The 16,815-nt window shown below is 70.5% G+C and carries 17 protein-coding genes; 10 read left to right on the plus strand and 7 right to left on the minus strand.

Going from position 1 to position 16,815, the window contains the following annotated elements; genetic code table 11:
• Positions 1 to 297 precede the first annotated feature (297 nt).
• Positions 298 to 660 (plus strand): hypothetical protein, encoded by a 363-nt coding sequence (locus tag KUG41_RS10050; protein ID WP_254217109.1) that lies wholly within the window; start codon positions 298 to 300, stop codon positions 658 to 660.
• A gap of 2 nt (positions 661 to 662) precedes the next feature.
• Positions 663 to 1,067, plus strand: a complete 405-nt coding sequence (locus tag KUG41_RS10055; RefSeq protein ID WP_216903771.1) for a hypothetical protein — start codon at positions 663 to 665, stop codon at positions 1,065 to 1,067.
• 7 nt (positions 1,068 to 1,074) lie between these two features.
• Here the strand turns inward: KUG41_RS10055 and KUG41_RS10060 are convergent, their stop codons facing one another.
• On the minus strand, positions 1,075 to 2,019 hold the full coding sequence (locus KUG41_RS10060) for an aspartoacylase (RefSeq protein ID WP_216903845.1): 945 nt from the start codon (positions 2,017 to 2,019) through the stop codon (positions 1,075 to 1,077).
• Positions 2,020 to 2,081: 62 nt separating this feature from the next.
• Between KUG41_RS10060 and KUG41_RS10065 the strand changes: the two genes are divergently transcribed.
• From KUG41_RS10065 to KUG41_RS10075, 3 genes are read left to right on the plus strand one after another with little or no spacing between them, the layout of a single operon-like run.
• Positions 2,082 to 3,071, plus strand: a complete 990-nt coding sequence (locus KUG41_RS10065; protein ID WP_216903773.1) for a glutathione S-transferase C-terminal domain-containing protein — start codon at positions 2,082 to 2,084, stop codon at positions 3,069 to 3,071.
• Entirely contained in the window at positions 3,068 to 3,730 is a 663-nt protein-coding gene (locus KUG41_RS10070; RefSeq protein ID WP_216903775.1) for a DUF2301 domain-containing membrane protein, read from the plus strand. The genes KUG41_RS10065 and KUG41_RS10070 overlap by 4 nt, the downstream gene beginning before the upstream one ends.
• Complete coding sequence (locus KUG41_RS10075; RefSeq protein ID WP_216903777.1) at positions 3,727 to 5,613, plus strand: ABC-F family ATP-binding cassette domain-containing protein; 1,887 nt, start codon at positions 3,727 to 3,729, stop codon at positions 5,611 to 5,613. Before KUG41_RS10070 ends, KUG41_RS10075 begins: the two co-directional genes overlap by 4 nt.
• Here the strand turns inward: KUG41_RS10075 and KUG41_RS10080 are convergent.
• Positions 5,594 to 6,022 (minus strand): hypothetical protein, encoded by a 429-nt coding sequence (locus KUG41_RS10080; protein WP_216903779.1) that lies wholly within the window; start codon positions 6,020 to 6,022, stop codon positions 5,594 to 5,596. The genes KUG41_RS10075 and KUG41_RS10080 overlap by 20 nt on opposite strands.
• Positions 6,023 to 6,205: 183 nt before the next feature.
• On the opposite strand from KUG41_RS10080, the gene KUG41_RS10085 reads away from it, so the two are divergent.
• Positions 6,206 to 6,424, plus strand: coding sequence for a Calvin cycle protein CP12 (locus KUG41_RS10085; RefSeq protein ID WP_094586564.1), 219 nt, complete (start codon positions 6,206 to 6,208; stop codon positions 6,422 to 6,424).
• Between the two features lie 33 nt (positions 6,425 to 6,457).
• On the opposite strand, the gene cgtA is transcribed toward KUG41_RS10085, so the two are convergent.
• A complete protein-coding gene (gene cgtA / locus KUG41_RS10090; protein WP_216903781.1) occupies positions 6,458 to 7,450 on the minus strand; it encodes an Obg family GTPase CgtA in 993 nt (330 codons plus the stop codon).
• A 64-nt stretch (positions 7,451 to 7,514) separates the two neighbouring features.
• Between cgtA and KUG41_RS10095 the strand changes: the two genes are divergently transcribed.
• Positions 7,515 to 8,750: an ABC transporter ATP-binding protein gene (locus tag KUG41_RS10095; RefSeq protein WP_216903783.1), complete on the plus strand. Its 1,236-nt coding sequence runs from the start codon at positions 7,515 to 7,517 to the stop codon at positions 8,748 to 8,750.
• 25 nt (positions 8,751 to 8,775) lie between these two features.
• Here the strand turns inward: KUG41_RS10095 and KUG41_RS10100 are convergent, their stop codons facing one another.
• From KUG41_RS10100 to KUG41_RS10115, 4 genes are all read right to left on the minus strand, one after another.
• Positions 8,776 to 11,211 (minus strand): endonuclease MutS2, encoded by a 2,436-nt coding sequence (locus KUG41_RS10100; protein WP_216903785.1) that lies wholly within the window; start codon positions 11,209 to 11,211, stop codon positions 8,776 to 8,778.
• A complete protein-coding gene (locus tag KUG41_RS10105; RefSeq protein WP_216903787.1) occupies positions 11,208 to 11,618 on the minus strand; it encodes a VOC family protein in 411 nt (136 codons plus the stop codon). Before KUG41_RS10105 ends, KUG41_RS10100 begins: the two co-directional genes overlap by 4 nt.
• Positions 11,619 to 11,663: 45 nt before the next feature.
• A complete protein-coding gene (hemB, locus tag KUG41_RS10110; protein WP_216903789.1) occupies positions 11,664 to 12,665 on the minus strand; it encodes a porphobilinogen synthase in 1,002 nt (333 codons plus the stop codon).
• A 67-nt stretch (positions 12,666 to 12,732) separates the two neighbouring features.
• Entirely contained in the window at positions 12,733 to 13,704 is a 972-nt protein-coding gene (locus KUG41_RS10115; protein ID WP_216903791.1) for a DnaJ C-terminal domain-containing protein, read from the minus strand.
• A gap of 147 nt (positions 13,705 to 13,851) precedes the next feature.
• On the opposite strand from KUG41_RS10115, the gene KUG41_RS10120 reads away from it, so the two are divergent.
• From KUG41_RS10120 to KUG41_RS10135, 3 genes are all read left to right on the plus strand, one after another.
• Complete coding sequence (locus KUG41_RS10120; RefSeq protein WP_216903793.1) at positions 13,852 to 14,331, plus strand: hypothetical protein; 480 nt, start codon at positions 13,852 to 13,854, stop codon at positions 14,329 to 14,331.
• Between the two features lie 172 nt (positions 14,332 to 14,503).
• Positions 14,504 to 14,848: a PilZ domain-containing protein gene (locus tag KUG41_RS10125; protein WP_216903795.1), complete on the plus strand. Its 345-nt coding sequence runs from the start codon at positions 14,504 to 14,506 to the stop codon at positions 14,846 to 14,848.
• A 789-nt stretch (positions 14,849 to 15,637) separates the two neighbouring features.
• Positions 15,638 to 16,813 carry a class I SAM-dependent RNA methyltransferase gene (locus tag KUG41_RS10135; protein WP_216903847.1) on the plus strand — a complete coding sequence of 392 codons (1,176 nt, stop codon included), beginning with the start codon at positions 15,638 to 15,640 and terminating at the stop codon, positions 16,811 to 16,813.
• Positions 16,814 to 16,815: the final 2 nt, after the last annotated feature.

Genomic DNA, 16,815 nt, shown 5'->3' on the forward strand with positions numbered 1-16,815 from the left:
CGACGTAGAGACGGTTGTTGGTGGAGGTGACCCACTCGCAGAACTGGTTCCACACCGAAGCGCCGGAGCGCTGTTGGAGAGTGGCGGTCATGAGTGCAGAGAAAGTTGCCGTCAGCTGGTCACGCCGGGGCGTGGTCTGGGGCGTAAGTAATGGCGATGGTTCGCCTTCAGCCACTGTAACACAATGTTGCGGTACATGAGCGCCACTTCATGAAGACAAGCCAAGGCACTTCCCTGGCCTGCCCCCCTCGCCCCTGCTAGGAGGTGAATTGCCCCCGGTCATCCCGCCTGCCGCCGATGGTCCTGCGTTCGCCGCTCCACCCCCAGCACCGGCGGCCAGCCGGCTTCCGCCTGGGCCGGCTGATCCCCGCTCTCCTGATCGCGCCCCTGGTGCTGGCCGGCTGTCAGAACCGTCCGAACGCCGACCGCCAGCGCATCAACCAACTGGAGCTGAAAGTGCAGCAGCTCGAGCAGCGCCTCAACCAGCCTGACCTGCGCCCCGATCCGGCGGACAAGGCGGGCAACCCCCCCGCAGGTGTGGTCAAGTCGCTGACCCTCCGCACCGAAAGTGAAGACGACCGGTTGCGGATCTACTGGGCCGACGGCAGCAAGACCGATCTTCCCTGCACCAAGGAACAGACCACCCTCGTCTGCGGATGACCATGACGCTCTCCCGATTCCGGCCCCTGCTCGGATGCCTCACCCTGCTGCTGGCCGCGCCCCTGGCGGGCCCGCTTCCCGCCCAGGCCCAGATCACCCAGGAGCAGGCCTACCAACGGGGCCGCGCCGCCAACCTGGCCCGCATGCGGGCCGAGGCGCTCAACGGCGGCCTGGGCGTCTACCGGGCCGCGGCCTGCATGTACCAGCTGAGCGGAGGCCCCTGCCTGGTGGGGTCCGCTCCGAACGGCCTGCTGTTCCGCTTCTACGGCGGTCCCCCGGGAGCCGAACAGCAGGGCAAGCCGCCGACGCTGGAAACCGAGATCCTGATCTCTCCGGACGGCCGCCAGGTGGTGGAGGTCCTCTACAACGGCCCGCCCCGCTCATCCGCCACCCCAGCGGGTTCCTGAGCCGCGCTCAGCCGGCGGACTGCAACCCCCGGGCCAGGTCCCGCAGGGCCCGACCCCACGCCGGCTGCACCGGCCAGACCTCGCGCCGGGTGAGGCTCAGGGCGATGCCCTTCTCGCCGTACGCAGCTTCGTTGATGAACACCGCCCAGACCGGTTGATCCGCCAGATCCCCCTCGGGATGAAAGCCGATCGTCGTACCCTCCGCCGTCAGGAACAGGGGCTCGCCGGCGCCGATCCGATGCCAGTCGCGATGCTGCCGCTGGGGATGCACCACCGCCGCCGGGGAGCCATCGCCATGACGGGGCAGATCAAGGCTGCCCAGGTGACGATGCACCACCAGCTCCTGCGGCTGCTGCAGCTCGCCCGCCCGGGCCCCCGCCAGCACCGCCAGGGCCGCCTCCAGGGCCAGCTGGGTCTGGCGGCAGATGGTGGCATTGATCACGCCCTGGGGCACCGGACCGACTTCCAGCACCAGGCCACAGGGCCAGGACTCCACCAGGTAACCGGTCTGGGCCGCATCGTGCTCATGCAGGTAGACCGGCAGACCCAGGCGCTGCTGCAGCCCCGCCGCCAGCGCCAGATCCGCCGGCCGACGGCCGTAGACCACCAGGCTGTTGCCCATGGCGGCCGTGGTGCTGTGCAGGTCAAGGGCCACCAGGCAGGGGGCGGTCCCCTCCGGACCATGACGATGCAGCAGCTCCCTGGCCCGCCGGAGCTCCCGGTCGCCCGGTTCCGCCGCGGCCAGCAGGGACGGGACGAAACTGCGGTTGAGATCCCGATCCAGATAGCGATGGCCGGCGGCGTGGGCCTCGGGGTTGCCCAGCACCAGCTCCAGGGCGAGGCCGCTGCTGCGCAGCAGTGTGGGGTGTCGCTGCCAGGCCCCCAGCAACCAGGGCGCGTTGCGCTCGTTGCCGTGGGTGCCGCCCACCACCATCACCCGCCCCGCCGCCATCGTCAGCCAGATCACGCCGGCACCAGCCTGGCGCAGAGTCGTGGCAGGACACGCTGACTCCCATGGCCCCTCCAGCCCCCCTGGTGCGCTCCGCCCGGCAGCTCTGGCAGTGCCAGTGGCGCCTGCTGATGGGCGGGCTCGGTCCGGCCGACCGGCAGGGCCGCTACCGGCGCCCCGCCGCGGCCTTCACCGCCCTGCCGCCCCTGCCCGAGGACGCCGCCGAGCCGGGGGGGCATGTGCTGATCGTGGGCCGCAGCTGCCCCTGGGCCCACCGGGCCTGGCTCACCTGGAGCCTGCGGGGGCTGGCGCCGACGATCGAGACCCTGATGGTGGTGCCCGACCCGGCCGCCGGCCGCTGGCGCTTCAGTCAACCGTTTGAGGGCTGCGACACCCTGATCGAGCTCTACCGGCGCAGTGGGGCCGATCCCCGGGCCCGGGCCACCGTGCCGGCCCTCTATTCGCGGCGCCAGGGAAAGATCCTGGTGAACGAGAGCGCCCGCCTGATCGAGCTGCTCAATGGCTGGCCGGCACCGGCCGACGCGCCGGACCTGGCCCCTGACATCGACAGGGCCGCCATCGCCGCCTGGCGGGAGAGGCTGCAGGGAGACGTCAACGACGGGGTGTATCGCTGCGGCTTCGCCCGCACCCAGGCGGCCTATGACGAGGCCGAGACGGCCCTGTTCGCCGCTCTGGATGCCGTCGAGGCGAGCCTGGCCGACCAGAAGGGAACCGGCTGGCTCTGCGGCGGCCCGGTGCCCAGCCTGGCGGATGTGGTGCTGTTCCCCACACTCATACGGCTGGAACTGGTCTACGCCCCCCTGTTCGGCTGCAGCCGGACGCCCCTGTGGCAGCTGCCCCACCTGTGGGAATGGCGGCGCCGTTTCCACGGCCTGGAGGGGGTGGCGGCCACCTGCTTCCCGGCCGCCTGGCGGGCCGATTACTTCGGGGCCCTGTTTCCCCTGCACCCCTCCGGCATCGTTCCGGCGGGACCCGACCTGGCCACACTGGTGGCAGGCCCGTTTCCTGCCGCCCCCGGCGGCCGCCCCCGATGAGCAGCACCCTGGCCACCCCCTCCGACCCCGTTTTCGAGGGGGTGTACGGCCACTTCACGATCACCGCGCTGGATCGCCGCGAGGTGCTCGGCTACCGGCTCGCCCTCACCGCCGTGGCCGTGGCCCAGCTGGCCCTGCTGGTGCAGTGGCGCCAGCTCGGTCCGCAGCTGCTCTGGCCCTGGCTGCTGGTCATGGCGGCGGGGCTGGGCCTGGCCCTGCGCTGGATCCACATCTACCTGCGGCCCCTGCACCGGGCCCTGCAGCTGTTCTGGCTGGCGGGCTGCCTGGGCGGTGTGATCCTGGCGGTGCAGGTGGGGCCCGGCGCCATGCTCACCACCCTGGTGGACCAACCCCTCTGGATCCTGGCGGTGGGTCCCTTCTTCGCCGCCCTGACCGGCATCGGCTTCAAGGAGTTCGTCTGCTTCCAGCGGGCCGAGGCGATCGGCGTCACCCTGCTGCTGCCGCTGGCCCTGCTGGGGCGGCTCGCCGGCCTGCTGAGCCCGGCCGCCACCGCCAGCCTGCTCAGCGCCGAAGCCCTGCTGCTGCTGCTGCTCTGCCTGCGCAAGTTCCCGATGCCGGCGGCGGCGGACGTGGGTGACAAGAGCGTCTTCGCCCATCTGGAGCGGCAGCGCCAGGGCCAGCCGGTGGAGGCCCCATGAGCCTGATCAGCCTGGTGGGAGCGGCCAAGGACTTCGGCCTGCGCAGCCTCTTCGCCGACCTCGACCTGCACGTGGGCGAGCGGGACCGGCTGGGGCTGATCGGCCCCAACGGCGCCGGCAAGAGCACATTGTTACGGGTGCTGGCGGGCCTCGAACCCCTGGATCGGGGCGAGCGCCGCTGCTCGGCCCGCACCCGGGTGGTGCTGCTCGACCAGGAACCGCGGCTGGATCCGGATCTCACCGTGCTGGAGCAGGTGTTCGCCGGCGACGGCGAGGCCATGTCCCTGCTGCGGGCGTTCGCCGGGGTGAGCCACCAGCTGGCCGCCCAGCCGGAGGATGGCCAGCTGCTGGCCCGGCTCAGCGACCTGCAGCACCGCATGGATGGCTGCCAGGCCTGGGACCTGGAGCGACGCTGCCGGGAGGTGCTGGAGCGCCTGGGCATCGACGCCGCCAACCAGGAGCGGACCATCGGCGAACTCTCCGGCGGCAACCGCCGCCGGGTGGCCCTGGCGGCGGCCCTGGTGGCCGAGCCGGAGCTGCTGCTCCTGGATGAGCCCACCAACCACCTGGATGCCGAAGGGGTGGAGTGGCTGCAGAGCTACCTGGACCGCTTTCCCGGCGCCCTGGTGCTGGTCACCCACGACCGCTACCTGCTGGATCGGGTCACCCGCCGGATCGTGGCGGTGGAGCGGGGCGAGGCCCGCCCCTACGAGGGCAACTACGGCACCTACCTGGCCCTCAAGGCGGCCGAGGAGGAGGCCGAGGCCTCCAGCGCCGCCAAGCTGCGGGGCACCCTGCGGCGGGAGCTGGCCTGGCTGCGCCAGGGCCCGAAAGCCCGCAGCACCAAGCAGAAGGCCCGGCTGCAGCGCATCGACGCCCTGATGGAGGCCCCCGCCCGCCAGGGCCGCGCCAGCCTGACCATGGCGGCCACGGCCCGGCGCATCGGCAAGCGGGCGATCACCGCCGAGGGGCTGGGGGTGGCGGTGGGCGAGCGCTGGCTGCTGCGCGACTTCAGCTACGACTTCAGCCCCGAGGACCGGGTCGGAATCATCGGGCCCAACGGGGCGGGAAAATCCAGCCTGCTGGAGGTGATCGCCGGACGGCGCCCCCCCAGTGCCGGCGCGCTGGAGCTGGGAGCCACGGTGAAGCTGGCCTACTTCGACCAGCACAGCGACGTGCTGCTGGCCCGGGATGGCAAACGCAAGGTGATCGAGGTGGTGCAGGAGGCCGCCAGCCGGGTGCAGGTGGATGGGGTGGAGCTCACGGCCTCCCAGCTGCTGGAGCGGTTCCTGTTTCCGCCGGCCCAGCAGCACCAGCCGGTGGCGAAGCTCTCCGGCGGCGAACGGCGGCGTCTGCACCTCTGCCGGCTGCTGATCGAGGCCCCCAACGTGCTGCTGCTGGATGAGCCCACCAACGACCTCGACGTGCACACCCTGGGTGTGCTGGAGGAGTTTCTCGACGACTTCCGCGGCTGTGTGGTGGTGGTCTCCCACGACCGCTGGTTCCTGGACCGGACCGTCGACCGCCTGTTTCACTTCGAAGCGGGCCGGCTGGAGCGCTTCGAGGGCAACTACAGCACCTGGCTGGAGCGCCAGGCGACGGCCCCCCTGCCTGCCCCGACCCTGGAGCCGGCCGCGGCCCGGAAGCAGGCGCCGGCCGGCCCCCGCCGGCGCAGTTTCAAGGAAGGACGCGAGCTGGAGCGCATCGAAGCGGAACTGCCCGACCTGGAGCAGCGGCGGCGGGAGCTGGAGCAGCAGCTGGCAGCCCCCTCCGGCGGCACGTACGCCAGGCTCGAAGACCTCACCAGCGAACTGGCGGCCCTGGTGGAGCGGATCGCCGCCGCGGAGGAGCGCTGGCTGGTGCTCAGCGAGCTGGCGGCCTGAGCCTGAGCGCCGCCGCCGGTGGGGGTGGGGCACCTCCAGCAGGCCTGTCGCTGCGGCGGCGCGAGGGGGCTGACCGCACACCGGGCCCACGGGCTCCGGCCTGACGCATCGCCGTGGGTTTGTAGTCGTCGACACAGCGATGGGCGGCCAACTGGTCGCCCATGCGGCGCAGGTAGAGATCCTGGAACCATTGCACCGCATCGCTCTGGAAGGCCCGCAGGGCCTCGTCGAGGCTGGCGAAGCGCTGGCTCACCAGAGCGCTGGGAGCGCACTGCTTCCAGAGGAGCACCTGCTCGAAGCTCAGTCCCGGGCGCCAGCGGCGCTGCTCCGAGAGGTAACCGTGGTCGTCGATCCGTGGTCGTCGATGAAGTGCCGCTCCCGCCGCTTGCTGATGCGCGTCATGGGCCAACCGGGGAATTGTCCATCCCGCGCTGAGCTACGGACCCGTGGCGCACGCAGCACGGATCGGCAGAATTACCGCGGAGCAGGTCGGCGCCGGCCCATGTGCGGGATCCCACAGGAAGCAGCGCCTCCGTGGCCACGACCGTATGGTGTCTTCGGTGAGTTCCGGTTGGTCACGGCCGGTTTTTGCATGAAGACGATCGACGATCACATCGAGAAGGACAAGGTTGAAATCGAGTCGGCCAAGGCCGACGGCAACCTGGGCAAGGTGCGCCATCTCGAGGAGGAGCTCAAGGCCCTCAACGAGTACAAGGAGCACCATCCCGAGGACAGCCACGACCCCAGCCCTCTTGAGGTGTACTGCGACCTCAACCCCGAGGCGCCCGAATGCAGGGTCTACGACGACTGAGGGCCAGCCGTCCCCAGTGCTTCTGACTCCAGTTCAGACGATGCCCAGCTGCTGCCATACGGCGGCCAGCAGGGCATCAAGACCCCGGTTGGTAGCAGCAGAAATCACCAAGGGCTTCTGGCCGGTGTGCTCTTCGAGCTGCGCGACCAGGCTCTCCAGCCGGCCCTCCTCACACAGCTCCCTCTTGGTGAGCACCACCAGACGGGGTCGTTCCACCAGTCCGTGGCCGTAGGCGGACAGTTCGGTCTCCACCACCTTCAGATCCCCAGCCACGTCCTCGGCGCCCGCATCCACCAGGTGGAGCAGCAGCCTTGTCCGTTCGATGTGGCGCAGGAATTCATGGCCCAGGCCCGCGCCCCGGGCAGCTCCGGCTATCAGGCCGGGGATGTCGGCGAACACGGTGCCATCCCCACTGGGCCTGCGCACCACCCCCAGATTGGGCACCAGGGTGGTGAAGGGGTAGTCGGCGATCTTGGGACGGGCGGCGGAGAGCACGGCAATCAATGTGCTCTTGCCCGCGTTGGGCAGGCCAATGATGCCCACCTCGGCCAGCAGCTTGAGCTCCATCTGCAGCAGCCACTCCTCCCCCTCCTTGCCCTCGGTGAACTTCTCCGGGGCCCGGTTGCGGTTGCTCAGGTAGTGGGCATTGCCCAGCCCCCCCCGGCCGCCGGCCGCCACGAGCAGTTCCTCCCCGGGAGCGGTGAGGTCCCCCAGCAGGATGCCGGTGCGGCGGTCGCGCACCTCCGTGCCGCAGGGAACCCGGATCGTGAGCGTGTCGGCGCTGGCCCCTGTGGAGCGGTTCGGGCCGCCGCGACGGCCGTCGTCGGCGGCGAACAGGCGCCGGTATTTGAAGTCCAGCAGGGTCTGGAGATTGGCGTCGGCCACCAGCAGCACATCGCCGCCGCGGCCGCCGTCGCCGCCGGAGGGACCGCCGGCAGGGACGTACTTCTCACGACGGAAGGCCACGATCCCATCGCCGCCGCGGCCGGCGCGCACGGCGATGCGGGCCTGATCGATGAACTGCAAGGGGGGGTGTCGGCCGGGGCGCGGATGAAGGTCAACCCTAGGATCCTCCGGTTGCAGCGCTGGATTGGCCGACGTCCGCTTCCACCAGGTCAGCAAGACCTACCCTCCCCGCCGTGGCGGCAGCCCGGTGCAGGTGCTGCGGCAGCTCGATCTTCACATCGAGGATGGTGAATTCCTGGTGCTGGTGGGCCCCTCCGGCTGCGGCAAGAGCACATTGTTACGGCTGCTGGCGGGCCTGGAGGCCACCACCAGCGGCGAGATCTACGTGGGCGATCGGCCCGTCAGCCACCTGCGGCCGGCCCAGCGCGACGTGGCGATGGTGTTCCAGAGCTACGCGCTCTACCCCCACCTGAGCGTGGCCGACAACATCGGCTTCGGCCTGCGGCGCAGCCGCCCCCGCAGCCTGCCCCAGCAGCTTCAGGACGGCCTGCACCGGGCCAGCCGCCGTCTGCCGGCGGCCCTGCGCATCGACTCCGAGCGGGAGCGGCGCATCGAGCAGCGCATCGCCGAGGTGGCCACCACCCTGGAACTGGAACCGCTGCTGGAGCGCCGACCGAAGGAACTCTCGGGAGGCCAGAAGCAGCGGGTGGCCCTGGGCCGGGCCATCGCCCGTCAACCGGCCGTGTTCCTGATGGATGAGCCGCTCAGCAACCTCGACGCCAAGCTGCGCACCGGCACCCGCACCCAGATCGTGGAACTGCAGCGGCGCCTGGGCACCACCACCCTCTACGTCACCCACGACCAGGTCGAAGCGATGACCATGGGTCACCGCATCGCCGTGCTCAACGAGGGCCATCTGCAGCAGCTGGGCACGCCGATGCAGCTCTACCAGTGGCCGGCCAACCTGTTCGTGGCCCAGTTCATCGGCAGCCCGGCGATGAACCTGCTGCCGGTGGAGGTCGCCGGAGCGGGCCAGCTGCTGCTCGGGGGGCGGCGTTTCCCGGTGGAGGGGCCGATGGCTGAACTGCTGGGAGAGTGGACGGGCCACCGGATCACCGGCGGTCTGCGGCCCGAACACCTGCGTCTGGCCCCCGCCACCAACCGCAACCTGCCGGCTGAGGTGAGCCACTGCGAGGCCCTCGGCAACGAGCAGCTGGTCACCTGCCGGCTGCTGGAGGGAAGCCACCTGGTGCTGTTGCGGGCGGAGCCGGACCAGAGCGTGAGTGCGGGCCAGACGGTGCACCTGGAGGTGGATCCCACGGGCTGGCGCCTGTTCGACGGCCTCGGCGCGGCCCTGCTGCCGGCGGAGGTGCCGGCGTCGCCGCGGCCGGAGCCCCAGCTGCCGACGATCAGCCTCTGAAGCACCCATCCCAGCCCCCGCACACTCACTTCACCCAGATCACGCTGCAGCCCGGACCTCCGTCCCCCTGCTCGGCATCGCTCACCCGCTCCACCCAGGCCAGGCCGGAGAGCCACTCCCGCAGGCCCCGCTTGAGCTTGCCTGTGCCGATGCCGTGGATCACCCACACCGGCCCGTTGGCCCCCCGCAGGCGCTCTTCCACCGCGGCCTCGGCCTCGTGCACCCGCAGGCCACGCACGTCCACCGTGTTGCCCTCGGTGCGCACCTCCGGTCCTCGGCTGCCGGGGGAGCGACGGCTGCGGATGCGCACCTGGGGCGGCGGTTCGGGCAGCGCCGGCTTCTCGCCGTGCAGGCCCTCAATGGCCGCCAGCTCCACGGTGAGCCGCAGCACGCCGCAGCGCACCGTGAGTTCGCTGCCATCGTCGGCGATGGCCAGCACCTCGGCCGCCTTGCCCAGGGCCAGCAGGCGGATGCGGTCACCCACCGCGGGGCGCCAGCCGCCATGGTCGCGACGCTCCGCCACCGGCCGATGCTGCCGCTCCAGGCGACGTAACCGCTGACCCGCCTGCCGGGCCGTCTCTCCCGCGTTGCGGCCACCGGCATGGGCCTCCCGCCCCACCGCCCGCAGCCGGCGGATCAGACGCCTCACCTCCCCCTGCCCCTCGCGGATCGACACCTCCAGTCGCTGACGCCGCTGCTCCTGCAGCTCCGCGGACTGCTCCTTCTGCTGCGACCAGCGCTGCAGCAGTTCCTCGTGCAGCAGCTCGGTGCGGGCCAGCAGCGCCGCCGCCGCTTCGGCCGCCTCCTGCTGGCGCTGACGCTCCTGCTCCAGCCCCTCGATCACCCGGTTCACATCCCCCGCCCCACCGGGCTCCAGCTGGTCGGCGGCCGCCTTCAGCACGCCGGGATCGAGCCCGAGCCGCGACGCGATCGCCAGGGCACTGCTGCGGCCGGGGATGCCCCACTGCAACCGGTAGGTGGGGGAGAGGGTCTCGACATCGAAGGCCACCGAGGCGTTCTCGAAGCGGGCATCGGCGTACTTGAGCGCCTTCAGCTCGCCGAAGTGGGTGGTGGCCACGGTGAGCCGGGCCCGATCGGCCAGATGGCGCAGCAGGGCGGCGGCCAGGGCGCTGCCCTCGGTGGGGTCGGTGCCGGCTCCCACCTCATCCAGCAGCACCAGGGCCGCCGGGGCCGCCCCCTCCGGCAGCGCCTCCCCTTTGGCCAAAGCCTCCAGGATCCGGGCGATGCGGCGGATGTGGCCGCTGAAGGTGGAGAGGTTCTGCTGCAGCGACTGCTCATCGCCGATGTCGGCCAGCACCTGGCCACACCAGGGCAGCCGGGGGGTACCGCTGCAGGGCAGGAACAGCCCGGCCCGGGCCATCAGGGCCGCCAGGCCCAGGCTCTTGAGGGTGACGGTCTTGCCGCCGGTGTTGGGGCCGGTGATCGCCACCACCCGCAGCTGGGGGCCGACGGTGATGGTCACCGGCACCACGGGGTGGCCCTCCTCGCGCCGTTCCTGCCACAGCAGCAGGGGATGGCGCAGATCCCGCAGTTCGAAGGGAGCATCGGCGGCCTCCGCCAGTTCGGGACGCACGGCCCCCAGCCACTGGCCGTAGCGGGCCCTGGCCAGACCGGCGTCGAGCTGCACCAGCACCTGCTGGAGGTGGGCCAGCGCCTCGGCCTCTTGCCCCACCAGGCCACTGAGCTCGCCCAGCAGCCGGCGCTCCAGCTCCCGCTCCTCCCCCTCCGCCGCACGGATGCGATTGCCCAGGGGGATCACCGCCTGGGGCTCAACGAAGACAGTGCTACCGGAGGCGGAGCTGTCGTGCACCAGGCCGCCCACCTGGCCGGCGGCGCCGGCCTTCACCGCCAGCACCGGTCGGCCAGCGCGATCGCTGATCACCGTGTCCTGGAGCAGGGGGGCGAAGCGACGCACCAGCTCCTGCAGCCGCTCCCGCCGCTCGGCCCGCAGACCCTGCAGCTGGCGCCGCACCCCCTCCAGCGGAGGGCTTGCCCGGTCCGCCACCCGGCCGCCCTCCTCGAGGCAGAAGAGGAGCCGCTGCTCCAGCTCCGGCAGGGTGCGCAGTTCGGCCACCAGGGCACTGGTCACCGGCCGCAGCTCGGGGTCCTCGATCTGGCGCCGCAGCCGCCGCGCCGCGCCCAGGGTGGAGGCCACGGCCAGCAGCTCCTCCCCTCCGGACCAGCCCCCCTTGGCGCAGAGGACCACGGTGGCCGCGATGTCCTCGGCCCCCTGCAGGCTCAGCCCGCCGTCGCTGAGTCCATCGAGGGCGAGCAGTTCGGTGGTTTCCTGCAGCAGCCGGCGGCTTTCGGCCGGGAGGTCCGGCAGGGCCAGGGCGGCGCAGTGGCGTCGGCCGGCGGCGGTGGCGGCAAAGCCGGCCAGGTGCTCGGCCAGCCGCGGCCACTCCAGCAGCTCCAGCGTGTCCTGGCGGATGTCGCTCACCCAGCCTGCTTGGCGGCGGGAGCGGGGATGGCGGCGGCGCCCACGTTGGAAGGGATGCCGGTGGCGGGCTCGTAGAGCACCTCCAGCCAGTTGCCCTCAGGATCCTGGAGGTAGAAGGAGGCGGTGCCGTCGCGGTGGTCGTGGACCGGCCCCACCGGGTGCCCCTGAGCCGCCAGCCGGTCGTGCACCGCATCCACCTCGGCGCGGTCACTGAAGTGGAAGGCGAAATGGGGGCCTGCGGCCCGGTAGGCGGGGCTGAGCAGGGCGATGCCGTCGCCGTTGTCGGGGGACTGCATGTAGGCCCAGTCGTGGGCATCCCAGGTGAGGCGCAGGCCCAGGCCCTCGTAGAAACGCTTGGCGCGCTCCATGTCCTGGACCCGCACCGCCACGTGGCCGAGACGCGTCATGGGGAGGGGCAACAACTACGGATGCCCCCATTCAAGCGGTGCGGCTCAGCCGTCGCGCAGCCAGGCGGCCGCATCACAGGCGTGGTAGGTGAGGATCAGATCGGCGCCGGCCCGCTTGAAGCACAGGAGGGTTTCCAGCACCACGGCCCGCTCGTCGATCCATCCCCGTTCGGCGGCGGCCTTCACCATCGCGTACTCACCACTGACGTTGTAGGCGGCGATGGGCAGTTCGCTCTCGCCCCGCAGGCGATGGATCACGTCGAGGTAGGCCAGGCCGGGCTTCACCATCAGGATGTCGGCCCCTTCCTGCTCGTCGAGCAGGGCTTCGGTGAGGGCTTCACGGCCATTGGCCGGATCCATCTGATAGGTGCTCTTGTTCTTGGGGATGGGCTTGCTGCTCGCCGCCCGCGGGGCGGAATCGAGCGCCTCGCGGAAGGGTCCGTAGTAGGCGGAGGCGTACTTGGCCGTGTAGCTGATGATCCCCACATGCTCGAAACCCTCCTCGTCGAGGGCCTCGCGGATGGCGCCCACCCGGCCGTCCATCATGTCGCTGGGGCCGATCAGATCGGCACCGGCCCGGGCCTGGGCCACCGCCTGACGGCAGAGCAGGCTCACGGTCTCATCGTTGAGCACCACACCCTCCTCGCTGACGATGCCGTCGTGGCCGTCGCAGGAATAGGGATCGAGGGCGACGTCGGTCATGATTGCCATCTCCGGGTGCTCCTGTTTGAGGCGGCGGATCGCCCGGGGAATCAGGCCGCCCTCGTTGAAGCACTCGCTGCCGTCCTCGGTCTTGAGGCCGTCGGCCACCTTGGGGAACAGCACCACACAGCGGATGCCCAGGTCCCAGGCGCGGCCCACCTCCGCCACCAGGCCCTCCAGGCTCCAGCGCTGGGCGCCGGGCATGGCCCCGATCGGCTCGTTGGAGGCCCCTTCGTGGACGAACAGGGGATAGATGAAGTCGGCGGCGCTGAGCTGGAATTCCCGCACCATGGCCCGCAGGGCCGGCGTGCGACGCAGCCGGCGGGGGCGATAGGTGAGCTCCATGGACCCGATCTGACTGGGCGGATCCTACGGAAAGCCCTTCCGGCGCCTGAAGGCCGCAGGGGCGGGCTCAGAGGGTGGCGGCGCTGATCCACTCCTGGCGGGGATCGACGCTGCGGATCTGACGCAACTGCTCCAGCAGGGCCCGCTCCTGAGGGCTGAGGCTCTCGGGCAGTTTGAGGGTGGGTGTGAACAGCAGATCCCCCCTTCCCTCCTTCACCGGCCAGCCCTTGCCCTTGAGCCGCAGGCTGCGGCCGAGGGTCATGCCGGGGGGCACCTGGATGGTGGCCTCGCCATCGGGGGTGGCCACCCGCACCTCACCGCCGAGGGCGAGCTCGTCGAGGCTGAGGGGGAGTTCGGCCCGCAGCTGGTCGCCATCGAGGCGCCAGACCGGATGGGGCTGGAGCTTGAGGGTCAGATAGAGATCGCCGCGGCGGCCGGTGCCGGGCTGGAGGTTGCCCTTGCCCTTGAGCCGCAGGCGGCTGCCGTCCTTCACCCCGGCAGGAATGCGCACCTGCACCCGCTCCTCGTTGACCGCCAGGGTGCGCTCACAGCCCCGGAAGGCATCGGCCACCGGCAGGCTGATGGTGGCTTCGGCATCCAGATCCACCGTTGCGGGCCGGGCTCCCGGCGTTCCGGCGAAGCCGGAGGAGAAGCCACCGGGAAAGCCGCTGCCGAAACCGAAGCCACCGGGAGCCCCGGCGGCGGCGCCACCGCCGAAACGGCCCAGCAGGTCGTTGATGAAGTCGTCGAAGTTGCCGTAGCGGCCGAAATCGACGTCAACACCGGGAGCGCCCCCGCCACCGGCCTGGTTCCAGTACTGGCCGAACTGCTCGTAGCGACGGCGCTTCTCGGGATCGGAAAGGACCTCGTAGGCCTCGCTGACCTCCTTGAAGCGGGCCTCGGCGGAAGCATCGCCGGGGTTCACATCCGGGTGGTGCTGACGGGCCAGCTTGCGGAAGGCGCGCTTGATCCCTTCAGCGTCGGTGCCCCGCTCGACACCGAGGACCTTGAAATAATCGCGATAGCCGTTCACGCTCATTTCGTCACGCTCATCTCGCCAGGGCAGCCTTCCCACATGTCCAGGGAATTGTCCCAGCCCCGATGCGGAATTCACAGTGGCGGGCAGGGCGGAAGCCCGTACGAGCCGCTCGGGCCGGCCTACATTTCAATCGTTGCCCGCCTGTCGATGCCCCCGTCGTCTCTGCCCACACCGCCGGCCGTCGGCCCCTCGGGACTGCGCCGGCTCCTGATCGCGGCCGGGGTGCCCGCCCTGCTCGGTGGGGCGCTGACCCTGGCGGCACCGGCCCAGGCCTCACCTCCCGGCGGTTCCACCACCGCCACCCTCGGGGAAGCCCTGGCTCCGTCCGGCCAGGATCAGATCCAGCTGACCGAACACCTGCGACGTATCGGTGCCCTCTTCTACGGCGCCTGGTGGTGTCCGGCCTGCTTTCGCCAGAAGAACCTCTTCGGTCAGCAGGCCGGTGATCGTCTGCCCTACGTGGAATGCGACAAGACCGACCAGGGGCGGGAACGCTGCCAGGCGGCCGGCATCGCCGCCTATCCAACCTGGGTGCTGGGAGAGCGGCGACTGGAAGGGGTTCAGAGCCTCGATGCACTGAAGCGCTGGAGCGGCTTCTCCCCCACGTCCACCAGCGTCAGCCCCTGATGCCCAGCCGGCTGGCATCAACCCCTGTGATCGACCCCATGGCAAGCGGCTGCACGACGCAAGAAGCGTGCGGAACGGTTTCTGGACGACCCGGCCGATTTTGGTAGAGTCCGGGAACTACTTCCCCAGAACACTGGAACCTTCCTGGAGTCAATCTTCCCGCTCAAGGGACATGCAGGAATCACGAATTCCTCGACGCGAACCCAGATTTTCAGCGCCTTTTTTTCAAATCCTCATCAAAGTCGAAGTCTATTATCCGGACCATTGCTATCCAGGTCACATCTGGGATGTCAGCCATTCCGGAGCCTGCATTCGCAGTTTCCAGAAGGTACCCATCGGTTTTCCATCCCAGATCCGCATTCGCGATCCCGGCGACGTCGAGGTCATCGAAACCAGCGGCGAACTGATCTGGGTCAATCAGCTGAGAGGAGCCCATTACTCCGGAGTGAAATTCGATGAGTCATTCGATATCACCAAGACATTTCTCCGACTGCTGATCAAATCGGAGCAATTCTGAAGCTGCGAGAGAATTAGCCTGAAGGACTTCGGCCGCGGCCAGAGCCACGGCACAGGGCCGGCCACACCGACGGATGGTCGTAGAAGCAGGCCAGGGCGGATGTGCTGACCGTGGCAGGGGAAGAGGTGGCTCCGGTCCCGGTGCACAAGACCTCAGTGGCCCGACCTGACCACGCGATGGAGACGGTAGTGATGACAACAGGCCCACCACCGGAGGCCTGTGAGCTGATGGAGATCGCCTTGTGCAAGGCGACCTGGCCGAGGGTCGTGAGAAGCACCTCTCAGGGTTCTCTACAGAATTTGTCCCGACGCTCATCACCCGTCCTCTCCGGGTGTGACGGTGCCTTCCTCACGGCAGGCGTTCCTGCGTCATCCCGGTGGGAAGCTGCAATGGAGAAGGGCCCTTCCAGGCCCCATGGGTCATTTGGGTGACAAGGCTGACCTCACCCCGTCTCCGTTAAGAGTGTCAGGCAGCCACAGGGGCGGCTTGACGGGAGAAACGAACGATGTTGTTCGCTGTTACGGGTTTGCTCTCACCGAGCAGGCTTCAGTCACCCTCCTCATGCCCCGTCGAAACCATTGCAGCCCCGGGAAACCGATCCGGCGGGAGGCCGGTGGTCGGGGGGAATGGAGCTGAGCGGAATCGAACCGCTGTCCGAAACACTGGTGTGGATCACCTAGTCCGCCCTAAGACGGACCTGTTCATCATCCCACCTCTCTGCCGCCGCCGGACCGAACTCCGCAGGGGGGCATGGCCGAACCGAGCCTCGCCACCCAGCAGCATGGGCTGATGGCCAGCCCTTCCTCCTTCGATGTCATCGCCGTGGTGCCCCCGGGCCTGGAGGAGCCTGCGGCTGCCGAGCTGGCGGCCCTCGGGGCCGGCGAGGTGCGGCCCCTCCGGCGCGCCGTGGCCCTGCGGGCCGATGCGGCCACCTTCTACCGGCTGCATCTGCAGGCGCGACTGCACTTCCGCTTCCTGCGGCAGCTGGCCCGCTTTCCCTGCCGCGGCCGCGAGGAGCTCTACGACGGCGTGCAGCGGGCCGCCGACTGGGAACACTGGCTGCCGCCGGAGCTGAGCTTCCGGGTGGAGGCCAGCGGCAGCCTGCCCGGTCTCAACCACAGCCACTACAGCGCCCTGCAGGTGAAGAACGCCCTGGTGGACCTGCAGCGGCACCTCTGGGGCGCCCGCTCCTCGGTGGATCTGGACGATGCCGACGTGGTGCTGCACCTGCACCTCAGCCCGGGGAGGCCCGGTGGCGCCGGCCCCGAGGCGGTGCTGAGCCTGGATGGGGGCGGCGCCAGCCTGCACCGCCGCGGCTACCGGGCCGCCATGGGTCTGGCCCCGCTCAAGGAGAACCTGGCCGCCGGCCTGATCGCCCACACCGGCTGGGACGGGCGGGTGCCGCTGGCCGATCCCCTCTGCGGCTCCGGCACCCTGCTGATCGAGGCCGCCTGCAGGGCCCTGGGCCGGGCCCCCGGCCTGGAGCGGGACTTCAGCCTGCAGCGTTGGCCCGATTTCGATGCCGCCCAGTGGAAGCAGGAGCGGGCCGCCGCCGCCGCCCTGGCACGCAGCACCCTGCCGGACGGCGCCCCCCTGGCGGCGATCGTGGGGATGGAGCGGGATCCGGCCGTGCTGGCCATGGCCCGCAGCAACGCGTCCGCCGCCGGCGTGGACAGCTGGATCTCGCTGCAGGGGGGGGACTGCCGCGATTTCCAGCCCCCACCCGGGCCGGGCATCCTGGTGTGCAACCCGCCCTATGGCGACCGGCTCGGCGCCGGCGACGACCTCGAGGCCCTCTACGCCGATCTGGGCCGGATGCTGAAGGAGCGCTGCGGCGGCTGGACCCTGTGGCTGCTGAGCGGCAACCCCGCCCTCACCGGGGCCCTGCGCATGAAGGCCAGCCGCCGGGTGCCGGTGAGCAACGGCGGCATCGACTGCCGCTGGCTCCGCTATGAGATCCGCTGAGA

The organism is Synechococcus sp. CCY 9618 (assembly GCF_019038415.1).
Lineage (GTDB): Bacteria > Cyanobacteriota > Cyanobacteriia > PCC-6307 > Cyanobiaceae > Cyanobium.

What these genes read in the sequence shown, in the direction of transcription:
- KUG41_RS10050 (WP_254217109.1), top strand. Translation starts at nt 298, where the DNA reads ATGGTCCTGCGTTCGCCGCTCCACCCCCAGCACCGGCGGCCAGCCGGC.
- KUG41_RS10085 (WP_094586564.1), top strand. Translation starts at nt 6,206, where the DNA reads ATGAAGACGATCGACGATCACATCGAGAAGGACAAGGTTGAAATCGAG.
- KUG41_RS10065 (WP_216903773.1), top strand. Translation starts at nt 2,082, where the DNA reads ATGGCCCCTCCAGCCCCCCTGGTGCGCTCCGCCCGGCAGCTCTGGCAG.
- KUG41_RS10055 (WP_216903771.1), top strand. Translation starts at nt 663, where the DNA reads ATGACGCTCTCCCGATTCCGGCCCCTGCTCGGATGCCTCACCCTGCTG.
- KUG41_RS10125 (WP_216903795.1), top strand. Translation starts at nt 14,504, where the DNA reads ATGCAGGAATCACGAATTCCTCGACGCGAACCCAGATTTTCAGCGCCT.
- KUG41_RS10075 (WP_216903777.1), top strand. Translation starts at nt 3,727, where the DNA reads ATGAGCCTGATCAGCCTGGTGGGAGCGGCCAAGGACTTCGGCCTGCGC.
- hemB (WP_216903789.1), bottom strand. Translation starts at nt 12,665, where the DNA reads ATGGAGCTCACCTATCGCCCCCGCCGGCTGCGTCGCACGCCGGCCCTG.
- KUG41_RS10115 (WP_216903791.1), bottom strand. Translation starts at nt 13,704, where the DNA reads ATGAGCGTGAACGGCTATCGCGATTATTTCAAGGTCCTCGGTGTCGAG.
- KUG41_RS10060 (WP_216903845.1), bottom strand. Translation starts at nt 2,019, where the DNA reads ATGGCGGCGGGGCGGGTGATGGTGGTGGGCGGCACCCACGGCAACGAG.
- KUG41_RS10105 (WP_216903787.1), bottom strand. Translation starts at nt 11,618, where the DNA reads ATGACGCGTCTCGGCCACGTGGCGGTGCGGGTCCAGGACATGGAGCGC.
- KUG41_RS10120 (WP_216903793.1), top strand. Translation starts at nt 13,852, where the DNA reads ATGCCCCCGTCGTCTCTGCCCACACCGCCGGCCGTCGGCCCCTCGGGA.
- KUG41_RS10135 (WP_216903847.1), top strand. Translation starts at nt 15,638, where the DNA reads ATGGCCAGCCCTTCCTCCTTCGATGTCATCGCCGTGGTGCCCCCGGGC.
- KUG41_RS10070 (WP_216903775.1), top strand. Translation starts at nt 3,068, where the DNA reads ATGAGCAGCACCCTGGCCACCCCCTCCGACCCCGTTTTCGAGGGGGTG.